This is a genomic window from Methylomonas sp. LL1 (genome assembly GCF_015711015.1).
In the GTDB taxonomy this organism is placed as follows: domain Bacteria; phylum Pseudomonadota; class Gammaproteobacteria; order Methylococcales; family Methylomonadaceae; genus Methylomonas.
In genome coordinates, this window is the sequence record NZ_CP064653.1 from 4583350 (window position 1) to 4604884 (window position 21535).

At 52.5% G+C, this 21535-nt stretch carries 21 protein-coding genes; 4 read left to right on the forward strand and 17 right to left on the reverse strand.

Features of this window, described 5'->3' with window-relative positions:
* Window positions 1-63 precede the first annotated feature (63 nt).
* From IVG45_RS21495 to IVG45_RS21565, 15 genes are all read right to left on the reverse strand, one after another.
* Window positions 64-651 carry a hypothetical protein gene (locus IVG45_RS21495; RefSeq protein ID WP_196435787.1) on the reverse strand — a complete coding sequence of 196 codons (588 nt, stop codon included), beginning with the start codon at window positions 649-651 and terminating at the stop codon, window positions 64-66.
* The gene (locus IVG45_RS21500; protein WP_196435788.1) at window positions 648-1328 is read right to left on the reverse strand and encodes a D-alanyl-D-alanine carboxypeptidase family protein; all 681 of its coding nucleotides are present in this window, start codon (window positions 1326-1328) and stop codon (window positions 648-650) included. The genes IVG45_RS21495 and IVG45_RS21500 overlap by 4 nt, the downstream gene beginning before the upstream one ends.
* A 262-nt stretch (window positions 1329-1590) precedes the next feature.
* Window positions 1591-4314: a type VI secretion system ATPase TssH gene (tssH, locus tag IVG45_RS21505; protein ID WP_196435789.1), complete on the reverse strand. Its 2724-nt coding sequence runs from the start codon at window positions 4312-4314 to the stop codon at window positions 1591-1593.
* Between the two features lie 40 nt (window positions 4315-4354).
* The gene (gene tssG, locus IVG45_RS21510; protein WP_196435790.1) at window positions 4355-5419 is read right to left on the reverse strand and encodes a type VI secretion system baseplate subunit TssG; all 1065 of its coding nucleotides are present in this window, start codon (window positions 5417-5419) and stop codon (window positions 4355-4357) included.
* On the reverse strand, window positions 5383-7269 hold the full coding sequence (tssF, locus tag IVG45_RS21515) for a type VI secretion system baseplate subunit TssF (RefSeq protein WP_196435791.1): 1887 nt from the start codon (window positions 7267-7269) through the stop codon (window positions 5383-5385). Before tssF ends, tssG begins: the two co-directional genes overlap by 37 nt.
* Before the next feature lie 2 nt (window positions 7270-7271).
* A complete protein-coding gene (gene tssE, locus IVG45_RS21520; protein WP_196435792.1) occupies window positions 7272-7775 on the reverse strand; it encodes a type VI secretion system baseplate subunit TssE in 504 nt (167 codons plus the stop codon).
* On the reverse strand, window positions 7768-8586 hold the full coding sequence (locus IVG45_RS21525; RefSeq protein WP_196435793.1) for a type VI secretion system accessory protein TagJ: 819 nt from the start codon (window positions 8584-8586) through the stop codon (window positions 7768-7770). Before IVG45_RS21525 ends, tssE begins: the two co-directional genes overlap by 8 nt.
* A gap of 71 nt (window positions 8587-8657) precedes the next feature.
* Entirely contained in the window at window positions 8658-9140 is a 483-nt protein-coding gene (locus IVG45_RS21530; protein WP_196435794.1) for an Hcp family type VI secretion system effector, read from the reverse strand.
* A gap of 166 nt (window positions 9141-9306) precedes the next feature.
* Entirely contained in the window at window positions 9307-10797 is a 1491-nt protein-coding gene (gene tssC / locus IVG45_RS21535; RefSeq protein WP_196435795.1) for a type VI secretion system contractile sheath large subunit, read from the reverse strand.
* A 3-nt stretch (window positions 10798-10800) separates the two neighbouring features.
* Window positions 10801-11343 (reverse strand): type VI secretion system contractile sheath small subunit, encoded by a 543-nt coding sequence (gene tssB / locus IVG45_RS21540; protein WP_196435796.1) that lies wholly within the window; start codon window positions 11341-11343, stop codon window positions 10801-10803.
* A gap of 24 nt (window positions 11344-11367) precedes the next feature.
* A complete protein-coding gene (gene tssA / locus IVG45_RS21545) occupies window positions 11368-12411 on the reverse strand; it encodes a type VI secretion system protein TssA (protein WP_196435797.1) in 1044 nt (347 codons plus the stop codon).
* Window positions 12412-12551: 140 nt separating this feature from the next.
* Window positions 12552-13274: an Hpt domain-containing response regulator gene (locus tag IVG45_RS21550; RefSeq protein ID WP_196435798.1), complete on the reverse strand. Its 723-nt coding sequence runs from the start codon at window positions 13272-13274 to the stop codon at window positions 12552-12554.
* Window positions 13275-13602: 328 nt separating this feature from the next.
* Window positions 13603-14763 (reverse strand): HPP family protein, encoded by a 1161-nt coding sequence (locus IVG45_RS21555; protein ID WP_196435799.1) that lies wholly within the window; start codon window positions 14761-14763, stop codon window positions 13603-13605.
* A gap of 37 nt (window positions 14764-14800) precedes the next feature.
* Window positions 14801-15787 (reverse strand): 2Fe-2S iron-sulfur cluster-binding protein, encoded by a 987-nt coding sequence (locus IVG45_RS21560; protein WP_196435800.1) that lies wholly within the window; start codon window positions 15785-15787, stop codon window positions 14801-14803.
* A 16-nt stretch (window positions 15788-15803) separates the two neighbouring features.
* Window positions 15804-16184, reverse strand: coding sequence for a group I truncated hemoglobin (locus IVG45_RS21565; RefSeq protein WP_196435801.1), 381 nt, complete (start codon window positions 16182-16184; stop codon window positions 15804-15806).
* A 291-nt stretch (window positions 16185-16475) separates the two neighbouring features.
* Here IVG45_RS21565 and IVG45_RS21570 point away from each other — a divergent pair, with 291 nt between their 5' ends.
* Window positions 16476-17096, forward strand: a complete 621-nt coding sequence (locus IVG45_RS21570; RefSeq protein ID WP_196435802.1) for a helix-turn-helix transcriptional regulator — start codon at window positions 16476-16478, stop codon at window positions 17094-17096.
* Between the two features lie 72 nt (window positions 17097-17168).
* On the opposite strand, the gene IVG45_RS21575 is transcribed toward IVG45_RS21570, so the two are convergent.
* Together IVG45_RS21575 and IVG45_RS21580 are read right to left on the reverse strand one after the other, a co-directional pair.
* Window positions 17169-18092 carry a sugar kinase gene (locus tag IVG45_RS21575; protein ID WP_196435803.1) on the reverse strand — a complete coding sequence of 308 codons (924 nt, stop codon included), beginning with the start codon at window positions 18090-18092 and terminating at the stop codon, window positions 17169-17171.
* Window positions 18089-19111 (reverse strand): SPFH domain-containing protein, encoded by a 1023-nt coding sequence (locus IVG45_RS21580; RefSeq protein WP_196435804.1) that lies wholly within the window; start codon window positions 19109-19111, stop codon window positions 18089-18091. The genes IVG45_RS21575 and IVG45_RS21580 overlap by 4 nt, the downstream gene beginning before the upstream one ends.
* A gap of 145 nt (window positions 19112-19256) precedes the next feature.
* Here IVG45_RS21580 and IVG45_RS21585 point away from each other — a divergent pair, with 145 nt between their 5' ends.
* From IVG45_RS21585 to IVG45_RS21595, 3 genes are all read left to right on the forward strand, one after another.
* Complete coding sequence (locus tag IVG45_RS21585) at window positions 19257-19985, forward strand: NUDIX domain-containing protein (protein ID WP_230874687.1); 729 nt, start codon at window positions 19257-19259, stop codon at window positions 19983-19985.
* Between the two features lie 155 nt (window positions 19986-20140).
* A complete protein-coding gene (locus IVG45_RS21590) occupies window positions 20141-20731 on the forward strand; it encodes a nucleotidyltransferase family protein (RefSeq protein ID WP_196435805.1) in 591 nt (196 codons plus the stop codon).
* Window positions 20731-21528 carry an XdhC family protein gene (locus tag IVG45_RS21595; protein WP_230874688.1) on the forward strand — a complete coding sequence of 266 codons (798 nt, stop codon included), beginning with the start codon at window positions 20731-20733 and terminating at the stop codon, window positions 21526-21528. The genes IVG45_RS21590 and IVG45_RS21595 overlap by 1 nt, the downstream gene beginning before the upstream one ends.
* Window positions 21529-21535: the final 7 nt, after the last annotated feature.

The following is a 21535-nucleotide window of genomic DNA, read 5'->3' on the forward strand; positions in this document are numbered from 1 at the left end:
CGGTATAAAGCCCCATTTCCAACGGGTAAAAATTATCGTTGATGGGGTGGCATCTAAGTTTGTTTAGGGGTGATTATTCAGCGAATAACTTTTTAACACGCAATCACCGCCCAAACCATCCGCTTCGACCACCAGTCCGATGCCATCGGCAAAGAATTGCCCCCGCCATTCATTTCTTCTGTCGCCCGACAACCCGGATGATTCGGCGTCGAAATTCTCGGCAACGAGGGTTTTAATTTCGCCCGTTGCCAAGGTCTTTTGCAAGGCTTCGCGGGTGATCTTTAATTCCCCTAGAACATCCCCAATTTTGGCGAATCGTGATATCACGATTTCATCAATATCACCCGCCCGATTGTAAGTGCGATGAATCATATGGCTGTCATCCTCCCAGAAATAAATATCGGCCGCTACTCCGTTGACAACATAGCTGGCCTGATATCCCGGTTTTCCAGATATATCGACTGGCTTGATAACTTTGATTTCCTTTTCAAAAGCCTTTTCACCTTCCACCGAGCAAGTATAGCTCCAGTTATTTCCAACCTCTAACGGAAAAAAATCATGTTTTGCAACGGAGATTTTCGACGGCTGATCTTCTGACTTTGCCGACAACGTCCAGAGAAATAAGCAAATTAATAAAATTATTTTATTCATCGAATTTCAAAATGCACGCAGCCATTGCGTTCTTTTAGCACTTTTCCGCTAAAGATTGTCGGATTGGCTTTTGCCACCATTTTCACGATCTTGACCTGTTCATCATCGGAAGGACCACCAATGTCAATGGCCTTTCCTTGTTGATGCATGCTCTTGCCGGGAGCGGCAATCGCTTGACCAACTCCTCTAACCATTTCAAGGATACGAGCTTCCTTGGTTAATTTGTTATTCCAGGCATCCTGCCACTCATTGGCGCCGTATTTTGCAATGATCTGGGGTTTAAACGTGTTGGAAAAAAATTTATGCAATATCCTTCTTTGCTCATCCGCGCTTCGATAACCGCTCGAACAATAACTTCCGCTGGGTAGCAGGGGATTAACGATATCCCAAGCCTCTTGAAGATTCCCCCTCAGATCGACACCATCCGCAATGTCCTTGTAAGACCATTGATTAAGTAAAACCAGCGTCATACCCTGAACATTGATAAGCCCATCGGGTTTTACTAAAAAAGTGCTTTGGAAACGGATTATCGCGTCTATCATTTTGTCGTCGCAGATAGTGGTGACGGCCTGACAAACGCCTTCAATTTCGTTGAGTCTGTCTTGTACCGCTTTAACATCGCGCGGGGTATTGACGCCCCCTTTACCTACACTTCCCGTTAATATGACCTTTGCCATCAATATCTCTCCTAACGCTCATGAAGGCTCGGCATCACACCGGCCCATTAGGGCGGGGTTGCTTGCCGCACAGGATGCCGTGAATATGTCCATGTAGACTCGACAGCGGCTTCCTTGCCGCCGACGCCTGCCCAACAAGCAACCGCGCCCCCCAATTTTTTACTTTCAGAGTAAAAATTACGGTAAATTTTTCCCTTCAACAAAAGGCATACACCGAGCCGGTAGAGTAGCCTCAGGCATAATGCCGCAGTTGATGACAGAGTTATTCAAACCCATAACCAAACTCCCCATCCTGCACGCTGACATGCACCCGTTCAATCGGTTTGCCTTCCACCATCCGGATCAAAAATTCCTCGCTGATCTTCGGTAGCACGGTATTGGTCAATATTGCGTCTATCATCCGTCCACCGCTTTCCAGTTCCGTACAACGGCTGGCGATCAGTTTGATCACGTCGTCGTCGTAAGAGAACGGCACTTTGTGGCTTTCGGCGATGCGTTTCTTGATCCGGCCCAGTTGCAGACGAGCTATGGCGCCTATCATTTCGTCGTTCAGCGGGTAGTAAGGAATCACCACCAAACGGCCCAGCAGGGCGGGTGGGAAGACTTTCAATAACGGTTCGCGCAAGGCTTTGGAGATGCCTTCAGGATCAGGCATCAATTCCGGATCGCTGCACAGGCTGGAAATCATTTCAGTGCCGGCGTTGGTGGTCAGCAGTATCAGGGTGTTTTTGAAATCGATCACTCGGCCTTCGCCGTCTTCCATCCAGCCCTTGTCGAATACCTGGAAGAAAATCTCATGCACATCGGGATGGGCCTTTTCCACTTCGTCCAGCAACACCACGCTGTACGGCCGTCTACGCACGGCTTCGGTCAGAACGCCGCCCTCGCCGTAACCGACATAGCCGGGAGGCGCGCCTTTCAAGGTCGATACGGTATGGGCTTCCTGGTATTCGCTCATGTTGATAGTGATGACGTTTTGTTCGCCACCATACAAGGCTTCGGCCAAGGCCAGGGCTGTTTCGGTCTTGCCCACGCCGGAGGTGCCGGCCAGCATGAATACGCCGATCGGTTTGTTGGGATTGTCGAGTCCGGCGCGCGAGGTCTGAATCCGGCGGGCGATCATTTCCAAGGCATGGCGTTGGCCGATGATGCGTTGTTCCAGATTGTCCGCCAGTTTCAGGACGGTTTCGATTTCGTTTTTGACCATGCGGCCCACCGGAATACCGGTCCAGTCCTGCACTACTGACGCGACGGCCTGATGGTCGACGGTCGGCAGTATCAATGGTGACTCGCCTTGTTGTTCATGCAGCTGAGTTTGTAAGCTTTTCAGTTCCGTCAACAACGCTTCGCGGTCAGCTGCGACCGCATCGGGACTTTGAGCGGAGTCGGCGCCTGTTTCGGCTGGGGCCGGTGTTTGACCGGTGGCATCCACCGCATGGCCGCTCGCTCTGAGTTTTGCCCGCAAATCCAGGATTTTGCTGACCATATCCTTTTCGGCATTCCAGCGGGTTTCCAACTCGGCAAGCCGCTGCTGTTCCACAGCCAATTTTTCTTGTGCCGACTCTTCCCGACCGGCAACTTCGATGCCGACCGCCTTTTCCTTGCCGATGATTTCCAGTTCGGTTTCCAAGGCGCTTATACGTTTGCGGCAGTCGTCGACTTCGGCCGGCACCGCGTGTTGGCTGATACTGACCCTGGCGCAGGCGGTATCCAATAAGCTGACGGCCTTGTCGGGCAATTGCCGGGCGGGGATGTAACGGTGCGATAGCTTGACCGCCGCTTCCAGCGCTTCATCCAGAATCAAGACCTGATGATGTTTTTCCTGCACCGATACCACACCGCGCATCATGCCGATGGCTTTTTCCTCGCCCGGTTCCAGGACTTGTACTACTTGAAAGCGGCGGGTTAGGGCAGGGTCTTTTTCGATGTGTTTCTTGTATTCGGCCCAAGTGGTGGCGGCCACCGTTCGCAAGGTGCCGCGCGCTAGGGCGGGTTTCAACAGATTGGCGGCATCGCCCGTGCCGGCGGCGCCACCGGCTCCGACCAATGTATGGGCCTCGTCGATGAACAGAATAATCGGCTTGGGCGAGGATTGGACTTCCTCGATGACTTGGCGCAGGCGGTTCTCGAATTCGCCTTTCATGCTGGCACCGGCCTGCAGCAAACCGACATCCAGAGTGCGTAAACTGACGTCTCGCAACGAGGGCGGTACGTCGCCGGCCACGATTTTCAGCGCAAAGCCTTCCACCACGGCGGTTTTACCGACACCGGCCTCGCCGGTCAATAATGGATTATTTTGGCGGCGGCGCATCAAAATATCGATGATCTGCCGAATCTCTTCGTCTCGGCCAACGATAGGGTCGATTTTGCCCTTGCGGGCTTGTTCGGTCAGATCGACGGTGAATTGTTTGAGTGCTTCCTGTTTGCCCATTGCCGCAGGCGCCATCGCTCCACTGGCTTCGCCGGGCGTTGCGCCGGACTGGAAGCCGTCGGTGGCCGCCAGGCCATCTTCCTGGGAACCGGACACGATGCCGGCGAAATCGTCCGAGAGTAGGTCGGGTTTTATTTTTTCGAATTCCTTGGATATGCCCAGCAACTCGTTACGCAAGGACTTGGTCTTCAGCATGCCCACGACCAGATGGCCACTACGCACCTGGCTTTCGCCGAACATCAAGGTACCGTAGACCCAGCCGCGTTCGACCGATTCTTCGATATGCGGGGAGAAATCGGAAATAGCGGTGGAACCACGCGGCAGTTTTTCCAGCGCATCGGTCACATCCTTGGCCAGTCGCGAAGTATCCAGGCTGTATTGCTTGATAATCCGGTGTAGATCGGAATCCTGTAATTGCAGCAACTGATTCAACCAATGCACCAGTTCGACATAAGGATTGCCTCGGAGCTTGCAAAACACCGTTGCGCCTTCGATAGCCTTGTAGCAGACGCGGTTTAATTTTCCAAACAGTTTGACTCGGCTGATTTCTGCCATGGCTTTTTCCCTATTGCTTGTTAGTTTGAAGGAATGATTGTTATCCCGCGCGGAGCGCAAAGAACGGATTTAGGGTTAAATCATCGGCGTCCAGCGGGCTCGGACGTGGTCCCAGCCACATGCTCCAGCCTAGTCGGGCGTCGCCGTTCATGCTGGATGAGTCGGGCTCCCGGGGTACGCCCAGGGCCAACTCCGCCGGCACTTCCTGTTTTTTCAGAATCAGTTGCGCATCCCAGACCAACTCGTCGCCAATGTAATTGCGAACTATCGCCGCCAGTTTTGCCAATTCAATCGCTCCGGGCAGCAGCGCCAGATATTGGGTCAGTTTTAATGGGCCGAGCACAATTCTGAATTTATGCTGGCAACCCCAGACAAACGCACCCAATAACATCGATTGGCCCAGAGTAGCCAGTTCCGGCGAATAGCCCAAGCGGCTATGGTCGCTTGGTTGAATTTCCATCCATTCGCCGATGAATTCTTCAACTTTGACCTTGACCGACAAGATGTCGTGAATGATGGCTTGCAAACCGTCGGGACACTTGGTTTGCGCCGAAAAATGCCCCGAATAGAAAAGTTTGGCTCTATCGTCCAGTGCGTCTCGATGGCGGAAATTTTCACCGCTAATCCCCAGCAAGGAGCCGACATAAAATCCGAAACGGTCCGATTCCGGCCTGTCGTAACTGACAGTGGGGCGGGCATTGGCCCAGGCCCGATAAAACAAGCTGATCATGCGATGATGGAACACATCGGCAAATCGGACCATGGTGGCGTCGCGATGCGTTCTTAACCGCTCGCGGGCATATTCGGTCAGATGCAGCGGCAACGGCCCATTGGGACCGAACAGGCCGAAAAAATTGACGGCCAGTCTTGGTGTGCCCGAATTGCCGGGAACATAGGATGATAAGGCGGATGCCGGGAACAGCAGTTCCGGCTCCTGGGAGAAGCGAACCGCATCGTCACTGGCCTTGACTCCGGTACCCAGCCGGGGTTTATCCGGATTCAGCGCTTCGAACAGGCGTAGGGTTTCGAAGAAATCGAAACGATAGGCGGCTTGTTCGAGCTCGCTAATTAAAAAGTGTGACGACGTCCGATTCTCACTGGCCATCGGGCCACCTCGCCGCGGTCGGTTGAACGTAAGACGGTTTCGACGAAGGAATTGATCGAAACATAACGGGCAAAAAATTGCTCCAAAACCGTACCCAACAGAAAATATCCCCCTCCCTCAAAAGCCGACTCATCCAGCAGTACCGAGATTTCCAATCCACGCCCGAATACCATGGGGCCTTTGGAATCGATACGTCTGACCACGTTCTTGGCACTGACCGAAATGACGCCTTCGATTTGTTTTTTGATCGCGGGCTCGCGCCGGTCGGCGTATAAATTCAACAATTCCCTTAACGCGGCGGCGCCTTGCTTGGGATCGCTATCGATCAACGATAAATAATTCAGCGAGAGATGATTGATCAAGCGCCAGACACTGTCGCCTTCATAAGCGGCGGGCAGTGGCCGGGTTGGGCCTGAAATGCAGCGTATCGACTGAACCGGCGCGCTGATCTGCAAACTAAAATCGGTATCGCCCAGGCCGACAGGCATTACCATCGGTAAGTCTCGGTTGGTGCACAAGGTTTCCAGTCCGAGTTGCGCGGTTTGCGGCGAGTAGGGCGCTTGTTCGGAATCGACCAATGAGATGAAGCATTCGCTGCCGATATAGCTGGAGCGCATGCCCTTGCGGCGTTGTTTGGATGACAAGACCCGTTTTAGCCGCCGCAACATATAAAAAGCGGTTTCGGCTTGATTTTGGTAGACGCTTTTGGAGCCGTAAAACGGCAAAAAAACCTGTTCATTGCGTTGGTCGTTACCGAAACCGACTACTTGATCGACGCTGAACACTTCGAAATCCATCGGCCGAGTACGATCGACGACCACATGATATTCGGATTGGCGGTGATCAACATGCAGCCGGTCGGTGCGCTTGGGAAACAAATTAATCGCGGGTACACAAAACAGGGCTAGATTGGATTTGTCCAGCGCATTAACCAATTGAGCGTCGCTACGGTCCAGTAGCACGAATAACTCTAGTTCCTCAACCTCGCACTGAGCGATTAAAGGCGATAAACCGGATAGTTCGGCAAATAGAAAGCGTTCGGGAAAGGCGAAATATTCCTGCAAAATCCGATAGCCGTCGAATGAACGCGGGGTTTGCCGCAGCAAGGCTTCTTCTTTATCGAATCCCAGGCCGCGAAAAAGATGGCCGCTGGCATATTTGAAGTGCGCTTGCAAGCCGGTCTTATACTTGCAGGCGAGGCCCTTGGCGTTAGCCATCAGCTGTTCATACAGCCGATAGGGAATGGCGCCGGTGCCGCGCAAAAACAGCGACAAGGTTTCAAGCGGCATCTGGCTAAAGCGGACGCCGGCGGTACTTCGCAACACGATGCGAATAGCGCCCTTTACACCGGCCAAATGCTTGGGGTCGGATAGGCCTTGGCTGGAAACAGCGGCTAGCGTCGGCAGATATTCAACCTGGCCGATTTCCAATGGCCATAATTGCAAGGGATGCGCGGTCTGATATTCGCAAGCGGTTTGTTCGCCCTTGGCGATTTGGCTGCGCAAGGAGCTGCCTTTCGGAATCGTAAATCCCTCCGCCAGACTTTCTTCCGTCAGATCGGGTTTAAACTCAACCACGGTCATGGAGGGAGTGGAGGCCAGATAATGCGGGTAAACGATCTCCAATAAGGATTGGGTAAAGTTGGGGAATTCGGAATCGACCTTTAATTGAACCCGCGCCGCCATGAAGGCAAAGCCCTCAAACAGGCGTTCGACGTAGGGGTCGGAGCATTCGAACGTATCGAGTCCCAAGCGGGCGGCGATTTTGGGAAATTCGCTGGCAAACTCGGCGCCGACTTCACGCACATGTTGCAGTTCGCGGTTATAGTATTTCAGTAAACGAGGATCCATGATTATCCGCCCAGTTCCTTGACCATGACTTCGCCGGTTTCCAGGTCAAGATCGCTACGAATAAACAGGTGTATCGGTAATGGCTGCGCCCATAAGTCGCCTTCGATTTTGAACGAAAGCGCATTTTGGCTCATTTGTTCCTCGGCCGTAATAATCTCGACGTTGAGGGTGGCGGCAAGAATCCTCGGCTCAAAATCCATAATAGCTTGTTTAATTTTACGCTGTAATTTTTCGGCGTCGAGACTGCTGAAGGTAGTACCCGATAATGCCGGTATGCCATAGTTGATGACCGAGCGCGCCGCATAAGGTTCGGCCGACAAGTCTTCCCGGGCTTCAAAGGCCGTTGTGTTCAAAAGCCAGCTTAAATCCCTTAATACGCTTTGCCGCAACTGGCGATAGGAGATGACGCGTTGTTCACGCGATTCGGCCCGTTCGCCGGGCGCATAGTCCGTCAATCGATCCAGCAACGAGGGTTGCAGGCGTTCCTTGGCGACCAGTTCAGCCATGTTGGTCTGAAATCGAGGTGTTTAGGATTAATTCCCGCGTTTCGAAGAAAGGATGTTCGCCAGCGTCCGTAATTAGAATCCGTTGCCCCAGTCCGTGATAATGGCCGCTTGCCGGTTCATGCCATTCGGTCTTTCGAGCCAGACGTAGCGCCGAATCTTCGGCCTGATCGGATCCGGGATAGCGGGATGGGATTAAGCCAAAGGCACTGCCGCCATTTGCCCAGGTGAATTGAGCCGGCAGCCAGACCAAATCCCGCAGGTCGGTCGGCGCTTCGATCTCGATTTTACTGATACGATTGAAGGGAATCCAATAATAGCGGCCGTTGACGATGGCTTCCGTCACCGGACCCATCCGCGTGTCGGAATCGGCGATCCAGTCGAAGGGCGTGCCATTGAAGCTGCCGGAGGTGGTAGGTGCCAGTTCGAAAGCTTGGTCGCGCAATTCGCCGGCTTGTGCATGGTTGGCTTGAGCGGATAATTTGCACGCTTCGATCAGTAGGGCAATCCAATGTTCGGGTTCGCCGAACACCAAGGGCGAGGTTTCGCCCTTAAAAATTTTTTCGCGAAGCAACTCGCAACGAATGGCTTCCCGGTAAGTCTGTACCATCGCCAAATTGGCATCATCCAGATTGCCGCAGACGGTAAGTTGATTCAGTGCGCGATCCCATTGGCCGTTAAGCGCCAACAGTTGAAATAAAAAAACCCGGTGCTTGGCGACATTGGGATTTTTGCGAACCTGCTCTTGCAATTGCGCCAGGGCATCGTCGAGTCGACCATCTTTTAAGCTTATTTCAGCCGCACTTGAAATCATGGGAGTTCAAACCTCATTGTTTGAAAAGCGCGCCTACCTTGACGGGTAGGCGCATAAAAAACCAAGCCAGTTTAATATTTAATGTTTGCTCCAATATCCCAGCTCATATCCGGTTTATCACCTTCGCCACCTTGTGCTGTTTGCTCGATGTATTTGACTTTTACCTTTCTAAAGTTCAGCGAGACGTTTTCGGTCAGTTTATCCTCGCCTCCTGAACCACCGGTGGAAACGGATGTGATAAACACTTCATTCATCGTGATGGTCAAATATTCCACTGGTTTTTCCCCAGCTTTACGGACCACCAAAATCGCTTCGTCAAAGTGCTTACCGTTGCAGCATGTTTCCATCAGATAGGTGGAGCTTTTGTCTACCCATTTAGTCAGGCTCAAGTCTTGGACATTCACTTTACCAGCACCCGCGCCACCGCCGACATGCGCGTAGCCGCTATTGGACATGCCCCAGCTCCAAGCCAAAACGTCGATTTCTCCCTTGTGTTTGTGATCGACTGATTCACCTTTGATGGGAGCAATTTTCAAAAACATATCGTATGCCATAACACTTTCTCCTTAGTTTGTTTGAAACAAATAAATCATGAATAACAATCAAATTTCGAGTTGCCGATCAATTTGTAGGCTGCGTCTGAATGGATGATTAATTTTCCATTCACATCGACGGAGGCCAAATCAAGCTGACAAGCTACCGGTTAATACTCACTTCCAATCAACCCCCTTTTACCGAAGGTAATTTTGAAACCAAACGCAAAGATACCGTCAGTCCTTCCAGTTGATAATGCGGTCTCAGGAAAAACTTTGACGTGTAATAGCCGGGATTACCTTCGACTTCCTCCACCACGACTTCGGCGTCCGCAAGCGGTTTGCGGCATTTGGTCAGTTCGTCGGACATGGCCGGATTGGGATCTACATAATTTTTGATCCAGCTGGTCAACCATTTTTGCATGTCATCCCGTTCCTTAAAGGAGCCGATTTTGTCGCGGACGATGCATTTCAGATAATGGGCAAAACGGCAGGTCGCGAATAAATAAGGCAAACGGGCGGCCAAGTTGGCATTGGCCGTTGCATCCGGATCGTCGTATTCGGCCGGTTTCTGCAACGATTGAGCGCCAATGAAGGCGGCAAAATCGCTGTTTTTCTTATGAATCAACGGCATGAAGCCGATTTTTGCCAGTTCGGCTTCGCGTCTATCGGTAATAGCGATTTCGGTTGGACATTTCATATCCACGCCGCCGTCATCGGTAGGGAAGGTGTGCACCGGCAAACCTTCCACCGCGCCGCCGGATTCGATGCCGCGTATCCGCGAGCACCAACCGTAAAGTTTGAACGAACGATTGATGTTAACCGCCATCGCATAGGCCGCATTCGCCCAAGTATATTTGTGGCTATCGGCCCCCGAGGTATCTTCCTCGAAATCAAATTCGTCCACCGGATCGGTTTTGGAACCGTAAGGCAAACGGCTTAGGAAGCGTGGCATAGCCAAGCCCAAATAACGGGCATCGTCTGATTCGCGTAAGGAGCGCCAAGCCGCATATTCAGGGGTTTGGAAAATTTTGGTCAAGTCACGCGGATTTGCCAGCTCGGACCAGCTTTCCATTTGCATTACAGTGGGTGCCACGCCGGAAATAAATGGGGTATGCGAGGCAGCGGAGATTTTTGACATTTCTCCTAACAGCTCCACGTCCGGTGGGCTGTGGTCGAAATGATAATCGCCGACCAAACAACCGAACGGTTCGCCGCCAAATGTGCCGTATTCTTCTTCGTACAGTTTTTTGAACAGCGGACTTTGATCCCAGGCGGTGCCCTTGAATTTTTTTAGGGTTTTGCCCAGCTCTTTTTTTGAAACGTTGAAAACTTTGATTTTCAGCATTTCATCGGTTTCGGTGTTATTGACCAGGTAATGCAAGCCGCGCCAGGCACCTTCCAATTGTTGAAAATCGGGGTGATGCAGGACTAAATTCAATTGTTCGGTGATTTTTTGGTCCAAACTGGCAATGATGGACTGTATGCTCTTAATGGCATCATCGGATATTTTAGAAACATCTTGCAGGGCATATTGAGCCAGTGTAGTGACAGCTGTGTTGACCTGATTGGCCGCTTCGGTTCCCGGCTTGAATTGTTTCGACAATAATGCCGAAAAATCGTCCAGCTCCAGGGTTTCAGTCGCGCCTTGCTGGGCTTGTCTATCTAATTCGGCCATAAATTACTCCCCGGTTCCTTCTGTAGATTCTTTACTGTCACCGGCACCTGTCTCAGCGGGTTTGGCCTTGGCGGCCAAGGTTTGCAGCAGTGCCGGATCGTTGATCAACTTGGCAATCAGTTCTTCCGCGCCTGTCTTACCGTCCATATAGGTAATCAAATTAGACAGTTGGGTTCTGGCTTCGACGATTTTATCCAGACCCGCCACTTTTTTAGCCACGGCGGCCGGCGAAAAATCATCCATACTTTCAAAGGTTATATCGACATTCAGATTGCCTTCTCCGGTCAGGGTGTTGGCTACTTGAAACGCCACTCGCGGTTTCATGGCTTTTAAGCGATCATTGAAATTGTCGACATCGATTTCCAATAGCTTGCGATCGGCTATTGGGGGTAAAGGTTCAGCTGGTTTACCGGATAGGTCGGACAGCACACCCATTACAAAAGGAAGCTGTACTTTTTTCTCGGCACCATAAACTTCCACATCGTATTCAATTTGAACGCGTGGCGCCCGGTTTCGCTGAATGAACTTCTGACTACTTTCGGCCATTTCCTACTCCACTTTTGTTGTTAACTAATAATTTTGATCCGCTTCCGGATCGGGGCCCTTAATCTGTTGCAGCTGAGTAAGGCCATCCGGCAACAGGTTTTGCACGATTTGCATGAAGTCCGATGTTACAAGAAATTTTGCTCGTTGCAACAAAATAGGGACCGGACTCGAGGGTTCGTTTTCAGCATAATACTTACAGATCAGATCCAGTGTTTTCAAAACATCTTGCCGAGAACTGATGGCGCCGACGGCTGCCGATTTACGGCTAGAACCCGCCGAGCCGGAGTCGCCAGAAGCGAGTTCGTCGCCGTCGGATTGCGCATCCGCTTCGGTTAAGCCGGTATCCGCGTATTGGGCGAACGCATGGCGCATTTCCTTTAACTGCGAGTTCAACCCGGATAAATCAGGCCCATTTTCGATGCCAACCTTATCGCCCACCAACGCTTCCAGTTGTTGGATAAGGCTAACGCTTTCGTTGACGGCCTGATAGGTTGCCGCGACCGTTTCTTCCGGTGCATCCAGAAATGCCGCCCGGATCATGCTGATTTCTGGTTTGGGGCTGCCTTCCGGGGCTTCCGCCTTATCGGTGGCGATTTGTACGTCGCGTAAGGTGAAGCGGCCGGCGGATTTTGAATCAACCAAGGGAGCCAGGCTTAATGGACGCAGTACCGATTCGAAATTACTCAGTTCTTCCAGGATATTGACCCGCGCGGTAGGATCGAGATCATCCTCGGGATCCAACAACGGATGAATCTGATCCCAGTATTTTTCCAGCAAGCCGTATAACAGATTCAAGCCGTCACGAAACCCCGTTAAGCCTTCAAGATTTATCAAGGCCCGGATCAGGAAAATGACGATTTGAATGTCCTTGCTTTGCCGCAAAATGGCTAATGCATCTCTTTGAATTTCGCGCCAATTGGGTGGCTGGGCTTTTTCGCCGGTGATAGGGTCTTCGGGTTTGCCTTGGATATTTTTGCCGAGTTCGAGATAGACAGGGTCGTACTCCAGATACTCCCCGCAAGGATTATCCGATGAAATTTCGTCAAGTAACGCTATCAAGTCAGCCATGGATCGCCTTATAGTTTTTTTATGACATCACAACTGCCCCTAGACTAGTCGAGATTGAAAAAAATATAAAGGATTTTACGCTTTTCTTGGGCAAAATTAGTAAACGCCAGCAGAATTGCGAGTTTGATGGCCCCGTTATATTAAGACAGCTGCAGTAACAGCTTGGATTCATTGTGCCGTAGCTCGGCAAATTTTGCGTTCAACAAGTCAAATTGTTGCATCGCCATCGACAGATCGGTTTCCCGCAGGCATTGCTCTAGCTTTTCGGCCAACGCGCGAAAATCGGCGAAACCATAAAAACAAAACGTACCGTGCAGTTTATGAGCGATTGTCCAAGCTTGTTGACATTGTTGCATTTGCAAGGCTCGCTGCAGGTCGGCAAGCTGGGCTGGGGTGTCTTGCAAAAGTTTTTGCAAAAACACCCTGCCTAGGGAGCGGTTATGTTCCGTTTTTTCCAAAATGGCATTCGCATAATAGCCGCCGTTTTCGCCGTTTTCCGTCGCACACCATCGCTCTATCACACGCAATAAATCCGCTAATACGATAGGCTTGATCAGGCACTCGTTAAAACCGTCGGCAACCAACAGATGGCGCTGATGGATTTGGATGTGGGCTGTCACGGCAATGATAGGCGTCAAATGATTAACCGATTCGGCCCTGGCCTTTTTGACCAACTCGAAACCGTTCATAAACGGCATATTCACATCCAAAAACACCAAGGAGTAGCGGTTGTTCCGTAGCAACTCCCAGGCTTCGCGGCCATCGCTCGCCGACACAACATCCGTGCTCCATTGTTGCAACTGTTCGGCCAACAGCCAGCGATTCATCTCGTTATCGTCGGCAACCAAAATCGACAAAGCCATAAGAAATGTTCCAAGCCAAATTGAAGAGGATAATATGGTTGCGCATCAAATTTCGGCACCCTTGCCCTTATGGCTGGAGAGGATCAAAAAACCGGAATGAAAGCGCAATGACTACATGTTAGCACCGGATTATTGACCGGTGTTTTTGGTTGAACCAAGGGTTGCGTAAAAATGGCCTCGTCATGAAGTCTTAGGCGATTTATGGCAATAATAAATGTACCCAATCCAAGCCATTTGCCGTTGACTGAGCGGAGTCGGAGTCAACCGTTCGCGTCGAGCGCCGTCAAGCTCCGCAATCTGTATTATTTTTGGAGAAAGTTCGACTCGATTAATCGTGTTTTATCGGCGCGAAGGTACAGTGATTGAATAGAGCTGATAACAAGCGGCTTTGGAAAACCATGCCGACGAAATGACCATTCTCATCAACGATAGGTACGTGATGGTGGCCTTCGTTGATCACGAGCGGAATCAGTTCGGCGATATGGGCTTGGGCTGGCAGGGTTTTTACCTTGCGGGTCATGATGTGGCCAATGGCTTCCGGTTTGTCGGTGCTGACGGTCGGCGTGCTCTTGATAAATGCCAACCATTTGTCCTGAAAGCTTTGATACGGCGTTAGCTTCAGGTTTTTTAGGAAATCGTATTGGGTAACGATGCCGATGACGTGACGGGCACGATCCAGTACCGGCAGGGCTTTTAAATGATGTTGCTGCATCAGCATCCAGGCGTCTTCCACTTCGGTGGCATATTCGACGGTAACGATGTCGCGCTGCATCAGTTGCTCGCATCTGATCGAACCGAGATTTTTTTGAAGCAACAATAGCTGCAATTGAGTAAAAATCCGCAGTAAATCATCGGCTCCGATGTCCAGAAAGTGATCAAAATCGCGGGTGGCCTGTTCAACGTCGGCCTGACTGACTCCGACCCAGTTGCCTTCAGTTTTGTTTATATGACGGGGCGGCTGGGGTGGGGCTATTCGAACCGGATAATCGCGGCGCAAAATCAACCGGTTAATCAACCAAGTTAACATCAGCATGATCAAGACGTTGATGCCGACCGGGTTTAACAGAAAGTCCAGATCCGGCATGGGTGTCTGTTCGGCGTTCAATACCGGAGCGAGTGCCGTTGCCGCGCCGGGTGGATGCAAGCAACGCAAGATCAGCATCATCAGCACCGCCAGTCCCGCGGCGAGCGCGGCGGCGAGCGGTACATCCCTAATATAAAATGCGCATAAAACTCCGATTAACGCCGATAGCATTTGTCCGCCGACAAACGGCCAGGGCTGAGCCAACGGACTGCCGGGAATCGTAAACAAAATCACCGCCGATGCGCCCATCGATGCCACCAAAACCGAAGTTTGTTCAACGGCATAGGTTTGGGTAAGCAATCCCGTCAATAAAATCGCCGTTAAACAAGCCAGTGAGGCAATGGCTTTTTCCTTGATACTTAACTGTACGGGCTCGATCGTGAAATAACGCGGGAGCTGAAACATGGTTTACGAAATAGGCTGGTGGATAGTTAGGCTGAATTTAGTCCAACGTTGCCGATGCCACATGAAAGGCATCCGAATAAATATCCTGAAGTCCGGCGCCATGCAGATAGGCTTGGCGTTTGCCGTGATTGACCATGTCCGGATGGCCGCACAAATAGACGCGCCAACCTTTCAGGCTAGGTATCGCGGACATGGCCAGATCATTGGCGCGGCCTTGGGCGATTCCGGCGGGCGCATCGCCTCTCGAGACGCAGGCGGTGCAGTGGAAGTTTGGATGTCGATTTGCCAATTCCCGCATTTCCTCTATCCAGTACAAGCCGTCCATTTCCCGGCTGCCGTGGTATAAATGAATTTGACCGGCATGGCCGTGATGCAAGGCTTCCTCGACGATACCGGCCAGTGGCGCCAGGCCGCTGCCGGTGCCGATCAACAACATGTTTTGTTCCGGGGTGTTGGGTAGGTAGTAACAAAGCCCCTGAGGGTCGGATACGGCGATGCTGTCGCCTATGTTCAATTCCCGGTGCGCCCACTCGCTAAAACGGCCACCGGCCAGACGGCGGATATGGAAGGTCAATTTATGCGCGTGAACCCGGTTATTGGCGATTGAATAGCTACGGGTTAATCCATCTGCGCGTTTCAAGTTCACAAACTGTCCGGCGTAGAAATCCATCGGTTCCTGGCATTGCAGGCTTAGCAGCAGGGTTTCCGGATTCAGCAGCTGCTTGCCCGTGACCGTGGCTTGATTAAAAGCGTCCGGGGCGGAACCAAGGCTGATGCTGATGTCCTGATGCGGATAACAGATACAGGCTAAAAAGTAGTTTTGATGCCGCAACACATCCTTCAGTCCCTGTTGAGCAGCGGCGGGAACGGCGCCCTCAAGGCCACGGATCATGCAGCTTTGGCAGGCGCCTTCCCTGCAAGCATGAGGAATGTCGATATGTTCGCGCAACAAGGCATCCAGAACCGATTCGCCCTGTTGGCAAACGATTTCCTTGCCATCCAGCCTGATCTTTTGCGACGACATCCCCATCTCCTTTAAGTTAACGGCCCAATACGTCGTTGCGGGTGCTTTCGGCGATGGCCGCCACTTGGTCGATCAGATTTTGTGGCACATTCAATTCCGCCAGGGTACCGGTCAGGTGTTCCATGACGGCGTCGAAATGGGAGTCATCCAGGCCCAGATTTTTCACCAAGTGGGCATGAGCTTGGCGCATGTCGGCGCCGTTGTAGTTATTGGGTCCGCCGAAAGCCATGGTCAAAAAGGCTTTTTGTTTGGCCGCTTGTTTTTCAATATTGGTATTGTCGAAAAACCGGTTGATGCGGTGATCGCTCAAGACCTTGCGGTAAAAAATATCGACGGCGGCGTTGACGGCGGCTTCGCCTCCCAATTGTTCGTATAGTGTGCTGTTGGTTTCCCTCATGCTGAGTGTCCTCTCTGGATTAATAAAAGGTTCAAGCCGTCAGGCTCGGGCACAGGTTAAGCTAAAAAATAAACTTATGCAATATTTATATTATAAAAGTTTTTTATGTGGTTTAATCGCTGTCACCAAGAACGGGCTGTGCTATGCTGCCTACCGTTAGGGATAGGTATGAGGAAATCGCTTTATACCCAGGGGCGCAAACGTTGGCGTGTCCCGTCAGGGCGAATTGTTTCAAGCCTATTCCTTGGCATCGTTACAGTTAAATCTTCGATTTCTCCCGACCTAAGTTAGATGAACATGCAAACCGGCTCGCGCCAAGAACAAATATTGACCCTGCTGCTGAATTCGGCCGCCGGGATGAGCATTGATGAAATGGCCGCTGAACTGGAAATATCCAGAAACGCGGTTAAGCAGCATTTGGTCATGCTGGAAAAGCAGCAACTGGTGCGCGAAGCGGCCTTGACCAGTACCGGCGGCCGGCCGGCCCGCAGTTACACCTTGACCGAGCAGGGGGTTAACCGTTTTCCCAAGCAATATGCCTGGTTTTGCAATTTGCTGTTAAATGATCTGGCAGCCGAGTTGAGCTCGGAAGCGTTGGAAAAAATGATGTGGAATATGGGGGTCAAGCTGGCGCAATCCTTGGCACCGCAATTCAGCCACAAACAACCGGACCAAAAACTGGCCGCTTTGGTCGAACTGATGCAAAGCCTGGGCTATCACGCGGAACTGGAGCCTCGGCAGGGACAGCCGAGCATCAAGGCGGTCAATTGCGTTTATCATGATTTGGCGCAACAACATCCGGAATTGTGCCATTTCGATCAGGCCTTAATTTCTACACTGTTGGAAAAGCCTATTCAACAGACCGACTGCATGGCAAAAGCCGGTTGCGTTTGCCGTTTTAAAGTGTCCTAGGCCCTGAGCTAAAGGCGAGTAGAACGGCGGATTACCTTGGCCTCTGTCGAGATGCCGACAACCTGCGCCTATTCAGCAAATCAATTGTCCTTGCGTGGCGGCCAAGTTGATCGTTGCCACGGTTCCGGAATTAAACGCCAGATAATCCGATTCGATACCGTCCGAAAAAATCACGCCGTTTTCCGGCATTTGCGACTCCAATTCAAGCGGGGTTCGTGGCGTAATGGCGCCGAACACCAACTCGGTGCCGGTGGTACGGCTCGGGAACGGTTCGCGCACGGTGAATTGCAGGCGTTGTTCGTGCCAGGCAAAGCCGTTCTTGAGCGGGTGGGATTCGCCGCCGGAAACGCCCAACGCTCCGGCCAGCAGCGACTGAAACCAGCCGGTCGAGCCAAAACCGGTGGAGACGATAATGCCGGACGATGACTGAGTTTCCCGGCGGCCATTCCACGACAGTAGGTAGCGGGCCGAAGTATGGCTTTTCGGACCGATAAACAAGTCGTTGACCGCCAGCATGCGTTGGCCGTCGTTGGTTTTGGCTTCGGCAAAGCTAATGGTTTTGCAGGCCGACTTGCCGGCTAGTGTTCGCGTTACCGCCCCTTGCAGATCGCCGATTTCGAAAGGCAGTAGCTTGCCATCCCAGCGGCCGGGATCGGGGTTGATCGCGATCACCGGTTGGCCGTCCAGATATTTCAATGTGTTGGCGACCAATCCGTCCTGGCCGATTACCACCACAATATCGGACGGCCCAAACTGGTAATTGGGCAACAGGCGGCGTTCCAATAGTTGGAAGCGGCCCAAGGCTTTCAGTACCCTCTCGGCTTCACCCAAACGGCGCTGGTACAGGTCGTGTTCATCCAGATAATCCTGGGCGTCGACCTGATTGTGCTCCAGATAAAAGCGGGCTTGCGGCCAGGTATTGAAGCGTTCGATCAATTCCTGCAACCGGGTTTTGCGCGCCACCAGAATAAAGCGGTATTGGTAATGATCGCTCATGAGCGCACCGATTTTTTCAGGACTTGGCTGAACAAATCCGGCGTGATGGTCAATTCGCCGATTTTGCCGGCATTTTGCGCCAGCGATTCAAAGGCCATCGCCATTAATTGTTCGGGCTCCATGTTCGCCAGCGCCATGGCTTTCAGGTTTTCCACCGGCAATTCCCTAAACGCCTTCATCCGCGCGCTGATGGCATAGGCTTCCGCGTCGGCTTGCTGGCGGCTGTTTTCGCTATTCAGACTCACCAGGTCCTTGCGTTGGGTTTCGGCGGCGATTTCGGCCTGCAAGCGTTCGCGTTCGGTTTCGACCTTGCCTCGTTGGATGGTGCGTTCGTTGAGGATGCGCGATTCCTCGATTTCCTGTTCCTTTTGTTGCACCGACAACTCGGTTTGCAGTTCGGCTTCCTTGATCGTGCGCTCTTGTTCCACTGCCGATTTACGCCGGTCGTAAATCGCATCGTCGGCTTTTTTCAATATCGCCTCTCGGGCTTCGGCTTCCAACGCGCGCGCCGTTTCCGGGGTGGGCTGCACGGCGCTGATCGATACATCCAGCAGGGCGATGCCCAGTGCCTCGAGCGGGGAGTCGCCGGCAAGCCGGTCGCGTAGCAAGCTCACCAAGTCTTGGCCGAGTTTGAGGGCATCGCGTAATACCGTATTCTGAACCTTGTTCTGCACGATGGCTTGGACGATGCGTATTACCCGGTCCGACAGCTTCAAAGGGTCTTCCGAGACATAGGTGATTCCGTCGTTTTTCAGGCTGTAGTTCAGCATCTCGGCCATTTTTTCGGGTAATGCCACCCGATAGGTGATTTGGCCTTGCACGGTCACCGACTGAAAGTCGGCCGTCAACAGTTTGAAAATGAACGGTGCCTCCTGGGCGTTGACCGGCACCGCCGCGATCGAGGCGGTGGCGACGTTATAGAAAAAACTCAAGCCTTTGCCTTTTTTACGGATGCGGCCATTGACGGTTTTGATGACGAAGGTTGAGGAATCCGCTTTGAAATATTGTAAGCCGAGCATGGTAGTTCTCCTGTTTGGGTCGAAAAGTCACTTAAGACAAATAGTGTCCTATAGACACATATTTGTCAAGCGCAAAAGTGACAAAAAGACACAAATATCTGCGACAATGTTTGTTATCCAAAAAACTAACGCAAAATAACTATCCATGCCGACCGAAACGATGGACGAACAACGGTTTTTAGCCGAATACGATAAGCAGCGATACGACAGCCCTTTGCTGACGGTCGATGCGGTGCTGTTCACCTACCATCAAGAATGTTTGAAAGTGTTATTGGTCGAGCGCTCCAATCACCCGGAACGGGGCAAGTGGGGTTTGCCGGGCGGTTTTGTCGATTTGCAACGGGATCAAACCCTGGAAGATACGGTGCGGCGCAAGCTGAAAGACAAGACCGGCATCGAACCGCCGTATCTGGAACAATTGCAAAGCATAGGCAATGCCAAGCGCGACAAGCGCGGTTGGTCGGTGACGATAGTCTATACCGCGTTGATGGCTTTTCAGGCCTGCGAAGCCCATGTGGCGACTGTCGCCGATGCGCAATGGCTAGCGGTGGATGCCGTCGGCCGGATGGAGCTAGCCTTCGATCATCAGGCTCTCATCGGTTTGGCGCGGGAGCGCATGCGGCAAAAGGCTCTGTATTCGATCGTGCCGGCCTATGCGCTGCCCGAAACCTTCACATTGCCGGAACTCCAGCATTTGCATGAGGTGTTGATCGGCAAGTCCTTGCAGAAAAAATCCTTCCGCCGCCGGATCGAGCAGGCGGAACTTTTGCTCGATACCGGCGAAAAACGCTCGGAAGGCGGCCGGCCGGCGTCCTTGTACCGGATGAAGCAGACATCCGGCGCCTATACCTTTGTGCGCAATCTGGAGGATTGATAAGCCGGCAAACGCTTTCACGCATTTCACGGGGAGTTGCGACTAGTAGATGAATCTTGTTTATCGGCAAGGCCGATGATAACGTTTACGGCCTTTATGTTTTAGAATCCGGACCACATGATTATCCCTGGTTTGACTGCTCGAGCCGTCTATTGATGGGCGGGATTATTGGCATCTTGTTGGCGGCCGGCGCTAGTCGCCGTTTCGGCGCGGACAAGCTGATGCATGTTTTGCCCGATGGCGATCCGGTGGCGGTGCGCGCCTGCCGGAATTTGTTGGCCGGCTGCGACGGAGTGCTGGCGGTCGTGCGTCCCGGCAGCGACGAGCTGGCTGCCCGGTTACGGGCCGAGGGTGCCAAGGTGTTAATTTGCGACGATGCCGACCAAGGGATGGCTGCCAGCCTATCCTTTGGCATTAGCGCTTGCCCGTCCGCGGCCGGTTGGCTGGTCGCTCTAGCCGACATGCCTTGGATAGCGCCGGTTACGATAAGCAAGCTGGCGGATGCCTTACGTTCGGGCGCGGAGATCGTGGCACCGGGCTGGCAAGGCCGGCGCGGGCACCCGGTGGGTTTTACGCAAGTATTGCGGCCCGAGCTGATGGCTTTGACCGGCGACAGTGGCGCGAAAGCCGTAATTCAGGCTCATGCCGATTGGCTCCGGATCGTGGATTGCGACGATCCGGGCGTGATTCGGGACATCGATCGGCCGGAAGATTTGAATAACCTAAATAGTAGAAAACCCTTGTGATGCCGGAAATCCTCAATCATCAGCTCGAATTGCACAAAACGCGCCGTCCCTATGCGCTGGCCACGGTGGTGGAAATTCTAGGGTCGTCATCGGCCAAGCCGGCGGCCAAGGCGCTGATCGATGCGGCGGGCAAAGTCATCGCCGGCTGGATCGGCGGCGGTTGCGCGCAGTCTATGGTGTCTAAAGCGGCGCTTGAGTGCCTTGAAATCGGAGAACCGTGCGTGATCGAAATTGATTTGACCGACGAAATTTTCGGTGCCGGCATGCCTTGCGGCGGCAGCATGCGGGTTTACGTCGAGCCGGTCTTACCCAAACCGCTGCTGTGGTTGATGGGGCATGGCCGTATCGTGGAGAGCCTGTGCGAGTTTGCTCATCGATTGGGATTCGATGTGATCGTTAATGATGCTCAGGCCAGTGTCGAACATTTTGCCAAAGCCGGTCAAATCATCAGCGACGATAGCCGCTATCAACAATTACTACCGCAACCGGGCGATTTCGTCGTGATAGCCACCCACCACAAGGGCGACTACGACTCATTGACTCGCGCGCTGCATTCCGAAGCCCACTATATCGCCCTGGTTTCCAGCCGAAAGCGGGCACAACTGGTATTGAAACGCTTGGGGCAAGAGGGATTTTCCGAAGCCAGCCTAGCCAGGGTGCGCGCTCCCGCCGGCCTGGATTTGGCCGCGAAGTTACCGGAAGAGATCGCGCTGGCGATTGCCGCCGAGATGGTATTGGTCAGGCGCGGCGGCATCGGCACGCCCTTGAGTAGAGTCTTGCCGGTGCCGGATCGTTAAGCTGCGG